The sequence below is a fragment of the Rhodococcus jostii RHA1 genome (genome assembly GCF_000014565.1).
Taxonomy (GTDB): Bacteria; Actinomycetota; Actinomycetes; order Mycobacteriales; family Mycobacteriaceae; genus Rhodococcus_F; species Rhodococcus_F jostii_A.
On sequence record NC_008268.1, the window covers coordinates 2,077,183 to 2,097,235 of the forward strand.

At 65.6% G+C, this 20,053-nt stretch carries 12 protein-coding genes; 1 reads left to right on the top strand and 11 read right to left on the bottom strand.

Annotation, left to right across the window (positions count from 1 at the left end; all coding sequences use genetic code 11):
- Positions 1-7: 7 nt before the first annotated feature.
- Together RHA1_RS09545 and rpoB are read right to left on the bottom strand one after the other, a co-directional pair.
- On the bottom strand, positions 8-3,964 hold the full coding sequence (locus RHA1_RS09545; RefSeq protein WP_009474658.1) for a DNA-directed RNA polymerase subunit beta': 3,957 nt from the start codon (positions 3,962-3,964) through the stop codon (positions 8-10).
- 118 nt (positions 3,965-4,082) lie between these two features.
- On the bottom strand, positions 4,083-7,589 hold the full coding sequence (rpoB, locus tag RHA1_RS09550; RefSeq protein WP_011594854.1) for a DNA-directed RNA polymerase subunit beta: 3,507 nt from the start codon (positions 7,587-7,589) through the stop codon (positions 4,083-4,085).
- 410 nt (positions 7,590-7,999) lie between these two features.
- On the opposite strand from rpoB, the gene RHA1_RS09555 reads away from it, so the two are divergent.
- Positions 8,000-10,162, top strand: coding sequence for an MMPL family transporter (locus RHA1_RS09555; RefSeq protein WP_011594855.1), 2,163 nt, complete (start codon positions 8,000-8,002; stop codon positions 10,160-10,162).
- A 108-nt stretch (positions 10,163-10,270) separates the two neighbouring features.
- Here the strand turns inward: RHA1_RS09555 and RHA1_RS09560 are convergent, their stop codons facing one another.
- From RHA1_RS09560 to RHA1_RS09600, 9 genes are all read right to left on the bottom strand, one after another.
- Entirely contained in the window at positions 10,271-11,161 is an 891-nt protein-coding gene (locus RHA1_RS09560) for a hypothetical protein (protein WP_011594856.1), read from the bottom strand.
- 79 nt (positions 11,162-11,240) lie between these two features.
- Complete coding sequence (locus RHA1_RS09565; RefSeq protein WP_050787273.1) at positions 11,241-11,837, bottom strand: hypothetical protein; 597 nt, start codon at positions 11,835-11,837, stop codon at positions 11,241-11,243.
- Between the two features lie 134 nt (positions 11,838-11,971).
- Complete coding sequence (locus tag RHA1_RS09570) at positions 11,972-13,219, bottom strand: MCE family protein (RefSeq protein ID WP_011594858.1); 1,248 nt, start codon at positions 13,217-13,219, stop codon at positions 11,972-11,974.
- Complete coding sequence (locus RHA1_RS09575; RefSeq protein WP_011594859.1) at positions 13,216-14,517, bottom strand: MCE family protein; 1,302 nt, start codon at positions 14,515-14,517, stop codon at positions 13,216-13,218. The genes RHA1_RS09570 and RHA1_RS09575 overlap by 4 nt, the downstream gene beginning before the upstream one ends.
- Complete coding sequence (locus RHA1_RS09580) at positions 14,514-15,770, bottom strand: MCE family protein (protein ID WP_011594860.1); 1,257 nt, start codon at positions 15,768-15,770, stop codon at positions 14,514-14,516. Before RHA1_RS09580 ends, RHA1_RS09575 begins: the two co-directional genes overlap by 4 nt.
- Positions 15,770-16,765, bottom strand: a complete 996-nt coding sequence (locus RHA1_RS09585) for an MCE family protein (protein WP_011594861.1) — start codon at positions 16,763-16,765, stop codon at positions 15,770-15,772. Before RHA1_RS09585 ends, RHA1_RS09580 begins: the two co-directional genes overlap by 1 nt.
- The gene (locus RHA1_RS09590; protein ID WP_011594862.1) at positions 16,762-17,841 is read right to left on the bottom strand and encodes an MCE family protein; all 1,080 of its coding nucleotides are present in this window, start codon (positions 17,839-17,841) and stop codon (positions 16,762-16,764) included. Before RHA1_RS09590 ends, RHA1_RS09585 begins: the two co-directional genes overlap by 4 nt.
- Positions 17,838-19,196, bottom strand: a complete 1,359-nt coding sequence (locus RHA1_RS09595) for an MCE family protein (protein WP_011594863.1) — start codon at positions 19,194-19,196, stop codon at positions 17,838-17,840. Before RHA1_RS09595 ends, RHA1_RS09590 begins: the two co-directional genes overlap by 4 nt.
- A complete protein-coding gene (locus RHA1_RS09600) occupies positions 19,193-20,053 on the bottom strand; it encodes an MlaE family ABC transporter permease (RefSeq protein WP_016882794.1) in 861 nt (286 codons plus the stop codon). The genes RHA1_RS09595 and RHA1_RS09600 overlap by 4 nt, the downstream gene beginning before the upstream one ends.

Consider the following 20,053-nt stretch of genomic DNA (forward strand, 5'->3'; position numbering starts at 1 on the left):
GGAGCGCCTACCGGTAATCGTTGCTGAAACCGTAATCGTCCAGCGGCACCGCGGCACCGGTGTTCTGGCCGAAGCCGTCCGGGCTGTAGTACTGGTCGTCGTAGGACGGAACCGCGTACGCAGCAGCGCGGGCCTCTTCGGTCGGCTGAACCTGGATGTTGCGGTAACGGTTGATACCGGTACCGGCAGGGATCAGCTTTCCGATGATCACGTTTTCCTTCAGACCGATCAGCTTGTCCGAGCGGCAGTTGATCGCCGCATCGGTCAAGACGCGAGTGGTCTCCTGGAACGACGCCGCGGACAGCCACGAATCGGTCGCCAGCGATGCCTTGGTGATACCCATCAGCACCGGACGTCCGGCGGCCGGCTCACCACCCTCGGCGACGACACGGCGGTTGGCCGCTTCGAAGTCCGCACGCTCCGTCAGCGAACCGGGCAGGAACTCCGTGGCGCCCGAGTCGATGATCGTCACGCGACGCAGCATCTGGCGCACGATGACCTCGATGTGCTTGTCGTGGATCGACACACCCTGGCTCCGGTACACCTCCTGGACCTCGTTGACGAGGTGGATCTGCACCTGACGGGGGCCCATGACACGCAGCACCTCGTGCGGATCGGCAGCACCTTCCATTAGCTGCTGACCGACCTCGACGTGGTCACCGTCGGCCAGAAGGCGTTCGGTGCCGTCGTCGTGCTTGAAGACACGCAGACGCTGACGCTTCGAGAGCTTGTCGTAGACAACCTCTTCGCCACCGTCGTCCGGGACGATGGTGATCTTGTAGAAGCGGTCGCCGTCCTCGAGCTGCACGCGGCCACTGACGTCGGCGATCGGGGCCTTGCCCTTGGGGACGCGGGCCTCGAACAGCTCCTGAACACGCGGCAGACCACCGGTGATGTCGTCTCCGGCGACACCACCCTGGTGGAACGTACGCATGGTCAGCTGGGTACCGGGCTCACCGATGGACTGTGCGGCGACGATACCGACGGCCTCACCGATGTCGACGAGCTTGCCGGTGGCCATGGAGCGGCCGTAGCAGGTGGCGCAGACGCCGGTGCCGGTGGTGCAGGTGAGCACCGAGCGGACCTTGACCTGCGTGATGCCTGCCTCGAGCAGCGCGTCGATAGCCGGGTCGCCCAGGTCGTGTCCACGCTCGACGATGACGTTGCCGTTCTCGTCGACCGCGTCGGCGGCCAGGGTGCGGGCGTACGTGCTCGTCTCCACGTGTGCATCGCGGATAAGCGTGCCGTCGGCCTGCTTCTCGGCGATCGTGGTGACGATGCCGCGCTCGGTTCCACAGTCGACCTCGCGGACGATGACGTCCTGCGAGACGTCCACCAGACGACGGGTCAGGTAACCCGAGTCGGCGGTGCGGAGCGCGGTGTCGGCCAGACCCTTACGGGCACCGTGCGTGTTGATGAAGTACTCGAGAACGGTCAGGCCTTCCTTGAAGGAAGACTTGATCGGACGCGGGATGAACTCACCCTTCGGGTTGGTCACCAGACCCTTCATGCCGGCGAGCGAACGAACCTGAGTCATGTTGCCGGCGGCGCCGGACTTCACGATCATCGGGATCGGGTTGTCGTCGGGGAAGTGGGCCTCCATGGCCTTACCGACCTCGTCGGTGGCCTCGGACCAGATCTTGACCAGGGCGCTGTTGCGCTCGGTCTTATTCAGAGCACCACGCTGGTACTTCTTCTCGATCTGGTCGGCCTGAGCCTCGAAGGACTCCATGATCTGAGCCTTCTCCGGCGGCACGAGGACGTCGGAGATCGAGACCGTGACACCGGAACGCGTGGCCCAGTAGAAACCGGCGTCCTTCAGCTTGTCGACGGTCTGCGCGACCACGATCATGGGGTAGCGCTCGGCGAGATCGTTGATGATCGTCGCCTGACGCTTCTTCGGCATCTGCTCGTTGACGAACGGGTAGTCCGCGGGCAGCAGCTCGTTGAAGAGCACGCGACCCAGCGTCGTCTCCGCGGTCCAGCCGTCACCGTAGTTCCAGCCTTCGGGGAACAGCTCCGACTCGATGTCGCGGGGCGGGCGCTGCTGCGTGAGCCGCACCTTGATCTTCGCCTGCACGACGAGCGCGCCACGATCGACGGCCATCTGAGCCTCGGCAGGCGAGGAGTACACGCCCTGCTCCGCCTCGTCGCTGGTCGACGCTGCGAGCTCGCCGATCGCACCCTCGTCCAACCGGGTCAGGTGGTACAGACCGGTGACCATGTCCAGACGGGGCATGGCGAGCGGTCGACCCGACGCGGGCGACAGGATGTTGTTCGACGACAGCATCAGGATGCGAGCCTCGGCCTGCGCCTCCGCGGACAGCGGAAGGTGCACGGCCATCTGGTCACCGTCGAAGTCGGCGTTGAAGGCCTCACACACCAGCGGGTGGAGCTGAATGGCCTTACCCTCGACCAGCTGCGGCTCGAAGGCCTGGATGCCCAGGCGGTGCAGCGTCGGTGCACGGTTCAGCAGCACGGGGTGCTCGGCGATGACCTCTTCGAGGACGTCCCACACCTGTGCGCGCTGACGTTCCACCATGCGCTTGGCGGACTTGATGTTCTGCGCGTGGTTCAGGTCGACCAGACGCTTCATCACGAACGGCTTGAACAGCTCGAGAGCCATCAGCTTCGGCAGACCGCACTGGTGCAGCTTGAGCTGCGGACCGACGACGATGACGGAACGACCCGAGTAGTCGACGCGCTTGCCGAGCAGGTTCTGACGGAAACGACCCTGCTTGCCCTTGAGCAGGTCGCTCAGGGACTTCAGCGGACGGTTACCGGGACCCGTGACGGGGCGGCCACGACGGCCGTTGTCGAACAGCGCGTCCACGGACTCCTGCAGCATCCGCTTCTCGTTGTTGACGATGATCTCGGGGGCACCGAGGTCGATCAGTCGCTTGAGGCGGTTGTTGCGGTTGATCACGCGGCGGTACAGGTCGTTCAGGTCGGAGGTGGCGAAACGGCCACCGTCGAGCTGAACCATCGGACGCAGCTCCGGCGGGATCACCGGGACGGCGTTCAGAACCATGCCCATGGGCGAGTTCTGGTTGGTCTGGAAGGCTGCGACGACCTTGAGACGCTTCAGCGCACGGAGCTTCTTCTGCCCCTTGCCGCTGCGGATGGTCTCGCGGAGGTTCTCGGCCTCGGCGTCGATGTCGAAGTTCTCCATGAGCTTCTGGATCGACTCGGCACCCATGGCGCCCGTGAAGTACTCGCCGTAGCGGTCGACGAGCTCGCGGTACAGCAGTTCGTCGACGATGAGCTGCTTGACACTGAGCTTGGTGAACGTGGTCCAGATCTCGTCGAGACGGTCCAGCTCACGCTGCGCGCGGTCACGGAGCTGACGCATCTCGCGCTCGCCGCCGTCCTTGACCTTGCGGCGGACGTCGGACTTGGCGCCCTCCGCCTCCAACTCGGCGATGTCGGCTTCGAGCTTCTGCGCGCGGGCCTCGAGGTCGGCGTCACGCTGATCCGCGACGGACTTCTTCTCGACCTGCATCTCGGCTTCGAGAGTGGACAGCTCGTTGTGACGCAGTTCCTCGTCGACACCGACGATGACGTACGCGGCGAAGTAGATGATCTTTTCGAGATCCTTCGGCGCCAGGTCGAGCAGGTAGCCGAGACGGCTGGGCACGCCCTTGAAGTACCAGATGTGCGTGACCGGGGCGGCCAGTTCGATGTGGCCCATGCGCTCACGCCGAACCTTGGCGCGGGTCACCTCGACGCCGCAGCGCTCACAGATGATGCCCTTGAAGCGGACACGCTTGTACTTACCGCAGTAGCACTCCCAGTCCCGGGTGGGGCCGAAGATCTTCTCGCAGAAGAGGCCGTCCTTCTCGGGCTTGAGGGTGCGGTAGTTGATGGTCTCCGGCTTCTTGACCTCACCGTAGGACCAATTGCGGATGTCCTCTGCACTGGCGAGGCCAATGCGGAGTTCATCGAAGAAGTTGACGTCGAGCACGTAACTTCCTTTCCCCAGAGGGATTGTGGATCAACGGTCGCCCGCCGATTCCTGACTGCCAATTCAAATGTGAACTACGCCCCCGGACCCTGATTTCTCAGGACCCGGGGACCGAAACCTAGTTCGCGAGGTCGTCGACCGTCGCCGCTTCGTTCCGGGACAAGTTGATGCCCAGGTTCGCTGCGGCCCGCTCCAGGTCCTCGTCGTCGCCGTCCGCCATCGCGATGGCCGCGCCGTCCGAGGACAGCACCTCCACGTTGAGGCAGAGCGACTGAAGCTCCTTCAGGAGCACCTTGAACGACTCGGGGATGCCCGGCTCGGGGATGTTCTCGCCCTTGACGATGGCCTCGTACACCTTGACTCGACCCACCACGTCGTCCGACTTGATGGTGAGCAGCTCCTGCAGCGTGTATGCCGCGCCGTAGGCCTGCATCGCCCAGCACTCCATCTCACCGAAGCGCTGGCCACCGAACTGGGCCTTACCGCCGAGCGGCTGCTGGGTGATCATCGAGTACGGACCGGTCGAACGAGCGTGGATCTTGTCGTCGACCAGGTGGTGCAGCTTGATGATGTACATGTAGCCGACCGAGACCGGGTACGGGAACGGCTCGCCGGAACGACCGTCGAACAACGTGGCCTTTCCGTCGGACGCGACCATGACCTCGCCGTCGCGGTTCGGCAGCGTCGAACCGAGGAGACCGGTGAGCTCGTCTTCCTTGGCGCCGTCGAACACCGGGGTGGCGATGTTGGAGTCGGCAGGTGCAGACAGCATCTCCTCCGGCAGCTGCTCCGCCCAATCGGGACGGGAGCCGTCGCCGGCGATCTGAACGTTCCAGCCGGTCTTGCCGATCCACCCGAGGTGGGTCTCCAAGATCTGACCGATGTTCATACGACGCGGAACACCGTGGGTGTTCAGAATGATGTCGACCGGAGTGCCGTCGGGCAGGAACGGCATGTCCTCCTGCGGGAGGATCTTGCCGATGACGCCCTTGTTGCCGTGGCGGCCGGCGAGCTTGTCGCCGTCCTGGATCTTGCGCTTCTGTGCCACGTAGACGCGGACCAGCTCGTTGACACCGGGGGGCAGATCGTCGTCGTCGTCGCGCGAGAACACGCGGATGCCGATGACCTTGCCGGTCTCACCGTGGGGAACCTTCAGCGACGTGTCGCGAACCTCGCGAGCCTTCTCACCGAAGATGGCGCGCAGCAGGCGCTCCTCGGGGGTCAGCTCGGTCTCGCCCTTCGGCGTGACCTTTCCGACCAGTACGTCGCCGTCACGAACCTCGGCACCGATACGGATGATGCCGCGCTCGTCGAGGTCGGCGAGGACCTCGTCGGAGACATTCGGGATGTCGCGAGTGATCTCCTCGGCACCGAGCTTGGTGTCGCGGGCATCGATCTCGTGCTCCTCGATGTGGATCGAGGTCAGGACGTCCTCTTCCACGAGGCGCTGCGACAGAATGATCGCGTCCTCGTAGTTGTGGCCTTCCCACGGCATGATCGCGACGAGCAGGTTCTTGCCGAGCGCCATCTCACCGTTTTCGGTGCAGGGGCCGTCGGCGAGGACCTGTCCGAACTCGACACGCTGTCCCTCGTCCACGATCGGACGCTGGTTGGCGCAGGTGCCCTGGTTCGAACGCGCGAACTTGCGCATCCGGTAGGTCTTGCGGCTTCCGTCGTCGGCCATGACCGTGACGTAGTCGGCGGAGACCTCTTCCACGACACCGGTCTTCTCGGTGACGATGACGTCGCCCGCGTCGACGGCGGCACGCAGTTCCATGCCGGTACCGACCAGCGGAGCTTCGCTACGGACGAGCGGCACCGCCTGACGCTGCATGTTCGCACCCATCAGGGCACGGTTGGCGTCATCGTGCTCGAGGAACGGAATCATCGCGGTCGCGACGGACACCATCTGTCGCGGCGAGACGTCCATGTAGTCGATCTCGGCGGACGAGACGAACTCGACCTCGCCACCCTTACGACGGACCAGAATGCGATCGTCCGTGAAGTGACCGTTGGCGTCGAGGGCCGAGTTGGCCTGGGCGACGACGTGGCGGTCCTCTTCGTCCGCGGTCAGGTAGTCGACCTGGTCGGTGACCTGGCCGTTCTCGACCTTGCGGTACGGCGTCTCGATGAAGCCGAACGGGTTGACCCGTGCGTACACCGACAGCGAACCGATCAGACCGATGTTCGGACCCTCAGGGGTCTCGATCGGGCACATGCGGCCGTAGTGCGACGGGTGAACGTCTCGCACCTCCAGGCCGGCGCGCTCACGGGACAGACCACCCGGGCCGAGGGCGGACAGACGACGCTTGTGCGTCAGCCCCGACAGCGGGTTGTTCTGGTCCATGAACTGCGACAGCTGGGAGGTTCCGAAGAACTCCTTGATCGCAGCCACGACGGGCCGGATGTTGATCAGCGTCTGCGGCGTGATCGCCTCGACGTCCTGGGTGGTCATGCGCTCACGAACCACGCGCTCCATGCGGGACAGGCCCACGCGGATCTGGTTCTGGATGAGCTCGCCGACCGTGCGCAGACGACGGTTACCGAAGTGGTCGATGTCGTCGACCTCGACGGGCACCGCACTGCCGCCGGGGGCGGTCATCTCGGTGTCACCGGCGTGCAGGCGCACCAGGTACTCGATGGTGGCGACGATGTCTTCCTCGGTGAGGGTCGACGCGACGATCGGCTGTCCCAGGTTCAGGCCCAGCTTCTTGTTGATCTTGTAGCGACCCACGCGAGCCAGGTCGTAGCGCTTGTCCTTGAAGAACAGGTTCTCCAGGAGCGTCTGCGCACTCTCCTTGGTCGGCGGCTCGCCCGGACGCAGCTTGCGGTAGATGTCGAGCAGCGCCTCGTCGGTGCCGGCGGTGTTGTCCTTCTCGAGCGTCGCCATGAGGATCTCCGAGAAGCCGAAGCGCTCGGTGATCTGCTCGGTGGTCCAGCCGAGGGCCTTCAGCAGCACGGTGACGGGCTGGCGGCGCTTGCGGTCGATGCGGACGCCGACCGTGTCGCGCTTGTCCACGTCGAACTCGAGCCATGCACCACGGCCCGGGATGACCTTGACGCTGTGCAGGTCCTTCTCGGTGCCCTTGTCGACGGAGTGGTCGAAGTAGACGCCGGGGGAACGCACCAGCTGCGAGACCACGACACGCTCGGTGCCGTTGATGATGAACGTGCCCTTGTCGGTCATCATCGGGAAGTCGCCCATGAAGACCGTCTGGCTCTTGATCTCACCGGTGTTGTTGTTGATGAACTCCGCGGTGACGAACAACGGCGCCGCGTAGGTCATGTCTTTGTCTTTGCACTCGTCCGTCGAGGCCTTCACCTCGTCGAAGCGCGGGTCCGAGAAGGACAGAGACATCGAGCCCGAGAAATCCTCGATCGGGGAAAGCTCCGCGAGAATGTCCTCGAGACCGCCGGAGATTGCGCTGTCGCCACGAGCGGCGGCGCGTTCGCGCCAGCTCTGCGCACCGATCAACCACTCGAACGAATCGGTTTGTACATCAAGAAGCCCGGGAACTTCGAGGGGTTCGCGAATCTTTGCGAACGAAACCCTCTTCGGGGCTCCGGGGATTCCGGAAACTGCCTTGGTCTGGCTAGAGACTGCCAAGATGCGTCCTTCCAGCACCTCACGCGGGCCGCTCTTGCTGTTGCGACCGCCGCTGTATCTGCTTCGAATTTCGCTGGTCACAACCCGAACGAAACTCGTCACAGTTGCTGAAGAGTGAATCACTTCGCAGCGGTGCGGACGAGGGGTGGACAGGAGGCAGCCAGCGCAACGTCCAAAAGTACACCCAAACTCAGTAGATGTCGAGTCGGGCACCCGAAACAGCACCCAGCCGGGCGCTTGGCCACGCGTCACTGCGCATGTTCACGCATCAGAGTGACGCGTGATCATCGCGGCGTCAAGAGTTAGGGGGCGTGTCGCGTCGTTTCGCGAGGCCCGGGGACTGTTCCCGCCGCCCCTTCCCAGCCGCTGACGGGCGGTGAACAATATGCGCACGCGATCGCCGTCGATTTCGCGAGGGAAGCAGAGCCGTGACGCGCTGGAGTTCGTTCGTCGTCGCCCGTCCGAAGCTGGTACTCGCCGCCACGGTGCTGCTGGTGCTGCTCGGTGGGGCGTGGGGATCGGGCGTGTTCGACCGGCTGAGCCTCGGCGGGTACACCGATCCGGGCAGCGAGTCCGCGGGCGTCGAGCGCCTGATCGAGGGGACGTTCGGACGGCAGACCCCCGATCTGGCGGTCGCCTACCACGCACGTCCGGGTTCGACGATCGACGACCTCGGGCCCGAGGTGGCCGCCCACCTCGCGCAGATCGACCCCGGCATGCTCGCCAGCACTCCCCTGTCGTACTGGTCGGCGCCGCCGCAGGCGAAGGAGTTCCTGAGGTCCACCGACGGCACCGAGGGACTGGTGGTGCTGTCGCTGAGCGGCGACGAGAACACTCGCATCGCGGCGTACCACGATCTCGGACCCCTGCTGGTCATCGACGGCACGGATGCGGAGTTCAGCGGCTTCAGCGCGGCCGCCAACGCCTTCAACGAGGTGTCCGAGAGTGATCTGCTGCGAGCCGAGGCGGTCTCGTTCCCGCTTCTGCTGCTTCTTCTGCTCGTCATCTTCGGCGGCCTCGTCGGCGCGGCCGTCCCGCTGTGCGTCGGCGGCCTCGCGATCCTCGGCGCCCTCGGCGCCCTGCGCGTGATCTCGTACTTCACCGAGGTCAGCGCATTCTCGGTGAACATCGCGAGCCTCGTCGGGCTCGGCATGTCCATCGACTACGGATTGTTCGTGGTGACCCGGTTCCGCGAGGAGCTGCGGTCCGGGGCCCGCACCGACGACGCCGTCCGCCGGACCCTCGCCACGGCCGGCCGGACCGTGGGATTCTCCGCGCTCCTCCTCGTGTGCGGTTTCGTGGGCATGCTCGTGTTCCCCCAGGCCATCGTCCGGTCGTTCGCCTACGGCGGGATGGCAGCCATCGGGATCGCCGCCGTGCTGTCGCTGTCGGCGCTGCCCGCGGCACTCGCGCTGCTCGGGCCGCGCATCAACTCGCTGACGTGGCGACCGGGTGTGGTCGAACGCGGCGAAGACCGGGCGCACCGGTTCTGGGGCGGCGTCGCCGCCCGCGTCATGCGGCGACCTGTCCCGATCGCGACGGCCATCGTCGCGGGGTTGCTCGTGCTCGCCGCGCCGCTCACAGGCGCGTCGCTGGGTGATCTCGACCACACCGGATTGCCCGTGGCTCACCCGCTCCGGCTCGCCGTCCAGGATCTCGCCACCGACTTCCCACTCGCCAACAACGGGGCGACGCTCGTCCTGCAGGGCAGCGACGGCAAGGCACCGCCGCCGGCCGCCACGGCGGAGTTCTTCCGGGCGACGGCCGCGGTCGACGGCGTCCAGCGGGTGGTCCCGGTCGGCGCGACCGACACGTTCGTCGCCATCCGGGCCATCTTCGACGACGCCGACCGCACCACGGGGGCCATGGCGACCGCCGCCGCACTGCGCGACCTCCCGCCCCCGGAGGGCACCGAGAAGATGCTGGGCGGGTTGAACGCCCTGACCGCCGACGGACTGGACGCGATGGCCGCGGGACTGCCGTGGATGATCGGGATCATGGTGGCCGTCACCTTCGTGTTGATGCTGCTGGCGTTCCGGTCCGTGGTGCTGCCCCTGAAGGCGATCGCGATGGCCACCCTGAGCCTCGCCGCCTCGTTCGGCGTGCTCACGTGGATCTTCGAGGACGGTCACGGTGCGGAATTTCTCGGTGTGACGCCGGGGCCGCTGCCCGCGACGATGGTCGTCCTCATCATCGCAGTGGTGTTCGGGCTCTCCACCGACTACGAGATCTTCCTGATGTCACGGATGGTCGAGGCCCACGACAACGGTGCGTCGACCGAGGAGGCCGTGCGGATCGGCACCGCACATACGGGACGCATCGTGACGGCGGCCGCCGCGCTGCTGATCGTCGTCACCGGCGCGTTCACGCTCTCGGAACTGACGATGATGCGATTCATCGGGCTCGGCATGATCGTCGCGCTGGTCATCGACGCCACCGTCATCCGCATGATGCTGGTGCCCGCCCTGGTGAAGCTGATGGGTGAGGCAAACTGGTGGGCGCCGGGATTCCTGGCGCGGAAGACACCTACCCCCGGTTCACCGGAGTATCCGAAACCGTCACCGCAACAACAGATTCCCATCCAATCGTGAAGACGATCGGATGGGAATCGGTTCACTCTGCCGGAGAGGGCAATTCAACGCCCACCCATTCCGGAGCACACGGATCCCGTTCCGGCTCAATTCTTTCCGGGTGGCAGATCAGCCCTCGCTGTCGGAGATGTCGGACAGCACCCACTTGCCGTCGATCTTCTCCATCTTGATCGACAACGGGGTCGCAGCACTGCCCTGAGCCACGGCGTCACCGGTGGCGCTGACGTTCATGTGCGCGAGCAACTCGGCGCGGTCGCCGTCGAGCATCGTGACCCCGATGTCGGTGACGGAGGCCTGGGTGGCCGTCTTGGTCTGGATGGCCGCCTGCTTGGTGGTGTCGGCGGTCGAATCGAACTCGTCACGCTTGGCGTCGTCGAGGTAGCCCCGCGCCTTCTCGAAGTCCTGATCGATCGTTTCGTAGCTGTACGTGTACAACGTCTCGATCGCCTCGGTTCCCGCCTTGGTCACCTCGGCGGTGGCACCTTCGTCGACCCAGGCGGTGTTCGTGATGTCTGCGCCGGGCTTGAAAGCCGCGACCACCGCGAACACCCCGAGCACCACCGCCACAGCTCCGAGGATCCCGACGAGCTTCCAGGTGATCCGACTGGACCCGCTGTCGGCCGCCGCGGTCTCGGCGGCGGCGGGGGCCTGCTGCTTGCTGATGCGCGGTTGAAGGTTGGGCACCTTCGCCTTTCCCACCGACGCGGCCTTCGCCGTCGACACCGGCTTGGCCAACGACACAGTCGTGTCCGTGTCGGGGGTCTTCGCCGTCTCGGCGGACGTGGTCGAGGAGGCTGCTGCTGCTGCGGTCGTCGCGGCCTCGGCCTTCGCCACCGGTTCCGTCTTCTTCGCCGGTTCCGTCGTCGTCACCGGCTCCGTCTCAGTGACCGGGGTTTCCGATCGAGGCGGCTTGGACGCTGCCTGACGGGTCCCCGCCACGCGCGGACGCCTGCCCTTTGCAGCGCTGTCCGGCACGTTGTTTCGGCGCTTGGGGGGCATAGTTCACCACTTTCTCATTGCACGACGAGCTGTCGTCGACGTGGACACCGCAGCGACACGCCGCCGCGGCACATCAGGACTACTGACCGCCGCTGTCGCCTTCGGGCGCCTGTTCGGCCGGCGCCTGCTCGGCGGGAGCCGGTTCGGCAGGGGCTGGGGCGGGGGCAGCGCCGTCGGCGGGCACGGGACCGCTCTCGAGCGGAATACGCCCGCCCACCGGTTCGACCGACGAGGCCTTCCAGACCCCGTCCACGTCCTGGACGTCCATCCGCATCGTCACCTTGGCCTTGTCGAAGCGGTCGGGCCACGTGGTGGTGACTGCCACGACGACCAGCGCCTTCGCGGTGCCGTCGTCGGTGTTCAGTTCCGTGAGTGTGCCCTGGATCAGCTCGGCCTTGCTCGCCGCACCCGACTGACGCATCTGGTCGGTGAACCCGTCCATCGTCGCCTGGAGGTCCTGGTTCATCTTGTCGCCCGTGATCGACGACTTCATGTTCTCGAAGGATCCGTCGAGGTCTTTCGAATCGACCGAGTTGAGGTTGACCGCGGCCTGCTGTGCGCCTGTCAACGCGGAATCGCGTGCGTCGGCGATCGGCTTGTCCACGAAGAGAGCGCGCGCCCACCCGAAGCCAAACCATCCGGCTGCGACAACCGCGATCACCACCAGTGCGGTCACCGCAGCAAACGAGGCCTTCAGAGTTCTGTCCTTCCCCGGAGTCGGTTGTCCCGACTCCGGGGGCGTGGTAATTCGCGTCACACCAATACCCTACTGATTGTTTTCTTCTACTCGCCCTCGGTCGGGACCGAATGCTACTTGGGAGTAACCCCGAGGAGCGGCGCGAGCTGCGTTGCGATGGGATTCAAGTTGAGAGTGTCAGGCATGACCTTCGGCTTGAAATCCCACGGCTGGATCGTGTCCGGATCGGCGAACACGATGCGGTCTGCACTTCGCACACCCGTCACGCTTCCCTGGGGAGCGTCGCAGTTGGCCTTCGTGTTGTACGGGAAGTCCTGCTGGGTGTCGTCGAAGTTCGGGTCCTGCCGCTTCATCTCCGCCAGGATCTCCTGTGTCCCCTCGTAACCGAGTGTGCACGGCGGCGGATTGTTGGTTTCCAGGACGATGCCCTGATGCACCGTGCCGTCGCCGGGGGCCACGGTCGACGCGGACGCCGCGATGGCAGGGAGGAACATCAGGATCGGCCGCAGCGCGATCGCCTGCGGAGCCAGCTTGTCGCCGACCGCGGCGAGGTTCGTCAGGTCGGTGGTGAGACTCGGACCGATCTGGTTCACCAGCAGACCGATCTCGTCGCTCGCCGGAATTCCCTTGTCGATGATCGCGCGGAGATCGGGGTCGCTGGTCCGCAGCTGCGCCGCAACCGCGTCGAGGTCCGAACTGAACTGGACGATCGCGGAGGACTGATCGGACTGCGTCGCCAGCACCGTCTGGCTGTCCCGGATGAGGGCCAGCGTTTGCGGGAGAACGTCGAGTCCGTCCTTCGTCAGCGTCGACAGAGAATCCGCGAGTGTCTGCAGATCCTCGCCCTTGCCGTTGAATGCCGTCCCCAGCTGGGTGACGACCGTGCGCAGCGAATCGACCGGAACCGACCGGACCAGACCGTCGGTAGCCATCAGCACCTGCTCGACCGGAACCGGTGTCGACGTGTCGGCCTCGGTGATCACCGAGCCCTGTTCGAGGAACGGCCCCTGGTCACTGTCGGGCTGAAGGTCCACGTACTGCTCACCTATCGCGGATCGGTTGGCGACGACGGCCTTGGCAGACGCCGGGATGTCGGGCCCACCCGAGGAGATCTTCAACTCGACATTGATTCCGTCCGCGGTCAGGGACAGGTCGCCGACACGGCCGACGGGAACTCCGCGGTACGTGACCTCGGCATTGGTGAAGATCCCGCCGGAGTCCTTGAACTGCGCGTTCACGTCGTACTCACCGAACCCGAGCAGGTTGTCGAGGCGGACGTACTTGGCGCCGACGTAGACCAGCCCGAGCATCGCCACGATGGCGAACGCGACGAGCTGGATCCTGACCAGTCGTGACCTCACTGTCCACCCCCTATTCCGAACTGCTCCAGCAGTCCCCCGAGCGGGTTCTGCGGCGACGGCGCTGCGCCGTCCGTCGTGCCGTTCCCTGCGCCACCGTTGCCTGCCGCAGGCGCGGTGCCGGGGAGACCCGGGATCCGCAGGCCCGTCGGGGCGGGGATGATCGGCGGAATCGGCAGCAGCGAAACCGTCGGCCATCCCGGCTTGGGTCCGTTGCCGTTGTAGTACGGGTTCGAGGGATCGACGATCGGCTTGGGCTCACCGAACTTCGGCGGCACGTACACCGGATCGCCCTGACCGACGCCGAGGGCGCTGAGCGCATCGCCGATCTGCAGGTCGACCGTGAGGAACAGGTTGACCGATCCGCCGAGCGCGATCTTCTCGACGCCGTCCGGGAACGGAACGGTCGGGATGAACGCCAGCGAATTGGGCAGGTCGTCGCCGGACTCGGCGAGCGCCTTCAGCGTCGGCCGCAGCGCGAGGAGGTCCGCGATCAGATCGTTCTTCGACCGGTTGATCACGTCCGTGCCGACGGTGCCGAGCCGGTCCAGTTGCGTGAGCATCTGGGTGAGCTGCGGACGCTGCTCGTTGAGCACTTCGGCGGCGATCGGGAGCTGGTCGAGGATGAGCCCGATCTTCTCGTTCTGTTCGTTCACCCGGGTGGTCAGGGCGTCGAGGCCGTCCAGGGCGCGGGTGATGTCGTCGCGCTGCTGGTTGAGACCGTCGATGAGCGTGTTCGCCTGCTCGAGAAGTCCCCGGACACGATCCTCACGCCCGTCGAGTGCGGTGGTCAGTTCGTGCACGATCGGCTGCAACTGGCCGACGCCGCCGCCGTTGAGCAGCAGTGACAGCGCGCCGAGTACCTGCTCGATCTCCGTGGCGTGCCGGGTGCGATCGAGCGAGATCGTGTCGCCGTCCTCGAGCCGCGCGGGATCCTTGTCTTCCGGCGGTTCGGACAGCTGCACGAACTTCTCGCCGAGCAGGTTGGTCTGCTCGATGGCGGCGACCGCGTTGGCCGCGAGATCGACGGACGAGTCGAGGACGACCTCCACATCCGCCGTCCAGCCGTCCGGCGCCACCTTGATCGTTTCGACCCGGCCCACCGGAACACCGTCGACCTTGACCGCGGACTGCGGGACGAGGTCGAGGACGTCGTCGAACTGAATCGTCAGGTGCATCGGGTGGTCACCGATATCCGGACCGCCCGGCAGCGGAACTCCGTAGATTCCCTCCGACGAGCAGGACGTCACTGCGATGGCGACGGCGCACGCACCGGCGCCGAGGATTACCGACCGCTTCATTCGCCCTCACCACCCGTTGCGCCTTCGAATCGCGGCGACACGACACCCGGCACCGTGCCGGGCGTGACCGTCCGCTGAATGTTGTCCGCACTCATGATCCCGAAGGGAAGCACGAGCGACGGCGTCTTCGCCGATTGCGTGATCTGCGACGTGATGTTGGCGCAGTTGTCGATCAGCGGCTGCATCTGACGCCCGAGTTGCTCGAAGCGCGGATCGCCGGGGACCAGCTTGCCGAGGTCGATCAACTTGCACGCGACGCCGGCCGGGTCCTGCAGATCCGGGAGCGCCAGGCGCGAGGCCAGGTTGCCGGACTCCGCGTCGTAGGAGTTGGCCAGGTTGCTGATCGCCAGCGGAAGCAGGGTCAGCGAATTGACCAGCGACTCGCGGTTGTCCGCGAGGGTCTGCGTCACCGGAACCAGATCGTCCACGTTCTCGGCGAGGATCTCCCGGTTGTCGGCCACGAACTTCGAGACGTCACCCAGGGCGATCGCCAGCTGGTTCAGGGCGGCACCGAGGTTCTCCCGCTCCCCCGCAAGGAATCCCGACAGGTCGGACAGCTGGGAGTTGAAGTCGCGGACCTGCTGATCGTTGGCCGCCAATGCACCCACGAACACCTGGAGGTTCTTGACGGTGTCGAACAGATCGCCGCGGCTCTCGTTGAGCGTGCGTGCGGCGTCGGACAACTGATTGATGCTCTGCCCCAGCGCCTCTCCGTTACCGTCGAGGTTGGCCGCGCCGGTCTCGACGAACTGTGACAACGCGCCTTCCTTGTTCGCCCCGTCCGGGCCGAGGGCGGTGGACAGCTTCTCGATGCTCGCGTACAGCTCATCCACCTCGACGGGGGTGGCCGTGCGGTCACGCGAGATCACGGCGCCGCTCTGCATCTTGTCGCCGCCCGTGTAGGCAGGCGCGAGCTGGATGTAGCGGTCGGACACCACCGACGGCGTGACCTGCGCGGCCTTCGCGTCGGCGGGGATGTCGACGCCACGATCGACGCGCAGGTCGACCTTCACCTGGTCGCCCTGCGGTTCGACACCGTCGACGGATCCGACCTTCACACCGAGGATCCGCACATCGGAACCCTCGTAGATGCCCACCGACTTGTCGAAGTACGCGGTGATTTTCGTGGTGCCTGCGCGGGTGAACACCCACCACAGGGCGCCCGCGATCACCAGCGCGACGATGACGATTCCCGCGATGAGGGCGATCGTGCCGCGTCCTCCGCGCTCGGCTCCATTATCGACGTCTGCCATCAGTTACCCCCCAACGTGCGGACGGGATCGCGCGGACCGGGAATGTCGGGCAGACCCGGCGGCAGGAGGTTCACCACGACCTGGTCGAACCAGCGACCGTTACCGACCACGTTCGTGTACAGGCGGACGAAAGGTTCGTACAGTTTCATCGCCTTGTCCAGGTTCTCGTTATTGGCCTTGAGGATCTCGACGACACCGTCGAGTTGTTCGAGCGCGGGACCGATGGCGGCCTCGTTGTCGCGCACGAGTCCGGTCAACTGCTGCGACAGCCGCTGAGTTCCGGTGAGCAGCTGGGAAATCGACTGCTGACGGCTGTTGAGCTCACCGAGCAGCAGACCGGCGTCGCTGATCAACCGGTTGAATTCGGCGTTGCGGTCGGCGAGGACCTTGGTGGTCTTGCCCGTCGCGTCGAACAACTTCTGCAACTCCTGATCGCGGCTGGCGATGGTCTGAGACAGCCTGCTGACACCGTCGAGGGAGGCACGGATCTCCGTGGGAGTTCCCTCGAACGCCTGCGACAGCGTGATCATGCTCTGCGCGAGCTGATCGGAGTCGATGTCACCCACCGTCTGTGCGGCGGCCGAGAACGCCTCGATCACGTCGTACGGAGACGTGGTGCGGTCCAACGGGATCACGTCGCTCGGATTCAACGTGTCCGAGCCGCGGGGGTCGAGGGCCAGGTACTTCTGGCCCAGGATCGTCTTGATCTGGATGGACGCCGACGTCTCGTTGCCGACCCACGCATCCGACACCTTGAAGGCGACGTCCACATGGTCGCCGTCGAGTTCGACGGACGTGACCTTGCCGACCTTCACGCCGGCGATCCGGACCTCGTTGGAGGGCTTGAGCCCCGCCGCCTCGGTGAATTCGGCGTGATAGGTGGATCCGGCGCCGATGAACGGCAGCGAATCGAGGAAGAAAGCCGACAGGGTGGCCAACAGCACCACGAGAATGCCGAGGGCACCAGCCACTGCCGGGCTGCGACGTCTGCTCATCGTGTCTGCAACTCCTGTAGGCCGTCCTGCGTGCACCGTTTCGCCGAGTTCGTATAGAGCGGCTGGTTGACGGTGGGCAAGCCCGTGGGCAGGTTCAGTTGGGGCGCGGTACCTGGTCCTGCGACGATGTCGACTCCACAGAGGTAGAACTGGAACCAGGATCCGTAACTGGCTGCCCGGCCGAGCTTCTCGAGCTTCACCGGAAGCGTCTGGAGAACGCTGTTGACCGTGTCGGAGTTACGGTTCAACGTCGTCGCCAGCGTGTTCAGCGACGTGATGGATTCCTGGATGGACGGTCGGGTGGGTTCTAGCAGGTCGGCGGTCGCGTCGGTGAGTCCCGCGAGGGACGTCACCGCCGAGCCGACGGTGCCCCGCTCGTTCGCCAGGCCCGTGACGAGTTGCTGGGTGTTGACGATCAGCGAATCGAGTTGATCGTCACGCTGATTCACCGTGGCCAGCACGTCGTTGAGGTTGTTGATCACCGCACCGATCACCCGATCCTTGTCGGCGACCGTGTTGGTGAGGCTTGCCGTGTTCTTGACGAGTTCCGTGATGGTTCCCGACTCACCCTGGAACACCTGGATGATCTGGTACGACAACTTGTTCACGTCGTCGGCGCTGAGGGTCTGGAACAGCGGACGGAACCCGTCGAACAGCGTGGTGAGGTTGACGGCAGGCTTGGTCCGCTCCATCGGAATGGTGTCGCCGCCGCTCATCTTCATCCCTTGCTGGCCCTCCCCCTGTTCGAGCGCGATGTAGCGCTGCCCCACGAGGTTCCGGAAGCGGATGGTCGCGGTGGTGCTGGCGGGCAGCCAGTCCCGTTCCGACACCGTGAACTGGACCTCGGCTTCGCGGTCGTCATGGATCGCGATCTTCTCGACCTGACCCACGCGCACACCGGCGATGCGGACCTCATCGCCCTCGTTGAGCGAGGTGACGTCCGAGAAGATCGCGTTGAACTTGGTGCCACCGCCGCCACCGAAGTTGGCGATGGTGGCGGCCAGCAGAGCGGTCGCCAGGATGGTGACCACGGCGAACACGATCAGCTTGACCAATGGTGCGGTCAGGCCCCTCACTTGAAGCTCACCTCAGTCCCCCTCATGGTCGGCGCGCCGACGAGTGTCGTCCAACTCGGCACGTCCTCCGGCGCCATGCCCCCGGCCTCGCCGTAGACGACGTCCAACGTGTCCTGCTCCATCTTCGAACCCGCGTAACTTGCGGGCGTGACCTCGGCTCCGTACCCCGGGACCTGATCGGGGACCCCGGCGGGCGCCGGGAGGAAGTCGATGGTCGACGGGCCGGGATTCCGCGAGGGCACCTGGTAGGCGCCGTCGTTGTAGGACGACCCGCCCGGGTACTGCGGAAACTTTCCACCCGGAGCGGTGACGTTGTCGTAGCAAGCCGGTCCGCGGTTGTCGAGCAGCCGCGGCTCGTCCTGGTTGGGCACGTAGCGACCCTTCGGATTGACGAACTGCACGCTGGCACGCACTCCCGGGTACGGATCGTCCGGTGCCAGCAGTTCACGGGCGACGGGAGCGGATTTCGCGAAGCCCGCGAACGTGCAGCCGAAGCTCGGCGAGTAACGGCCCAGGATCTGCAGCGCCTCACGCGAATCGGCGGCAATACTGACGATCGATTCGGCGTTGGTCTGCAGGAGGTCCGCGGTGCTCGACGCGGTTCCGGTCAGCGACGCCAGCAGCGTCGAGATCTCGCCCTGCTTCTCCACCACGGTGTTTCCGGTGGTACGCAGGTTGTCGAGGGCGTTGACCAGGTCGGGTGCCGCCTCGGAATACGTCTGCGAGAAGTCCGCCAGACCGCGCAGATCCTCCTGGATGGCAGGAAGTTCGGTGTTCAGCCCGCCGAAGATCTCCTCGAGACGGTCGAGTGTCAGGCCGAGTTCGGCGCCGCGGCCGCTCAGTCCCTGGGACAGCGCGCCGAGCGTGTTCGCCAGGTCCTGCGGCGGAATCGCCTGCAGCAGCGGCAGCAGACCGTCCAGAACCTGACCGACCTCGACGGCGTTGCCACTCTTGTCCTGACGCAGCGTGTCGCCGGCCTGGATCGGCGGAGCGGTGTCGCCCTCGGGAACGATCAGCGACACATAACGCTCACCGAACAGCGTCTTGGGCAGCAACCGCGCCGTCGCGTTGGACGGAATCAGCGGCGCCTTGTCCGGCTGGATCGCGAGAGCCAGGGTGACCTCGCCCTCCTGGGAGGACGCGGAGCGCACCTCGCCGACGATGAGGCCACGGACCTTCACGTCAGCGTTGGGCGGCAGGGCATTTCCGGCGGTATCGGTGAGGAGGTCGATCTTGACGACCTTGGTGAACGTCTTGTTGAACATGCCGATGGTGAAGGCCAGGAACAACGCGAGGACGAGGAAGAACACCAGCCCCAGCACCCGTCGGCCCACAACAGATGTCGTGTTGCTCATCCGGCCACCCTCACTGTGGTCGTCGTGCCCCAGATGGCGAGGCTCAGGAAGAAGTCGAGAACGGCGATGGTGACGATCGCGGTGCGAACCGCCCGACCCACGGCCACACCGACACCGGCGGGACCGCCGGAGGCGTGATAGCCGTAGTAGCAATGGATCAGGATCAGCACGAACGCGAAGACCAGCACTTTCGCGAACGAATAGAGGACGTCCTGCGGTGGCAGGAACAAGTTGAAGTAGTGGTCGTACGAGCCGGTCGACTGGCCGTTGAACACGGTACTGATGATGCGGGACGCGAGGTAGGCCGCGAGCAGACCGACGATGTACAGCGGGATGACGGCGACGAATCCCGCGATCATGCGGGTGGTGACGAGGAACGGCACACTCGGCACCGCCATGACCTCCAGCGCGTCGATCTCTTCCGAGATCCGCATGGCGCCGAGCTGCGCGGTGAAACCACAACCGACGGTTGCCGACAGCGCGAGTGCCGCAACGATCGGCGCGATCTCACGGGTGTTGACGTAGGCCGACAGGAAGCCGGTGAGCACCGAGCTGCCCAGCTGTTCGAGCGCGGCGAAACCCTGCAGTCCGACGACGACGCCGGTGAAGCCGGACATCATCGCGATGACGCCGATGGTGCCGCCGATGACGGCGAGCGCGCCGCTGCCGAACGTGACCTCGGCGAGCAGCCGGAGCACTTCCTTGCGGTAGTGCACGAGAGTGTGGGGCGACCAGGCGATTGCCCTGGCGTAGAACGACATCTGCTCGCCGGCCCGGTCGAGCACGTTGAGCGGCGCACGACCGACTCGGCGTGCCGCCATCAGAGTCCGGTCACCGCGTCCCTTGGCGATTGTCAT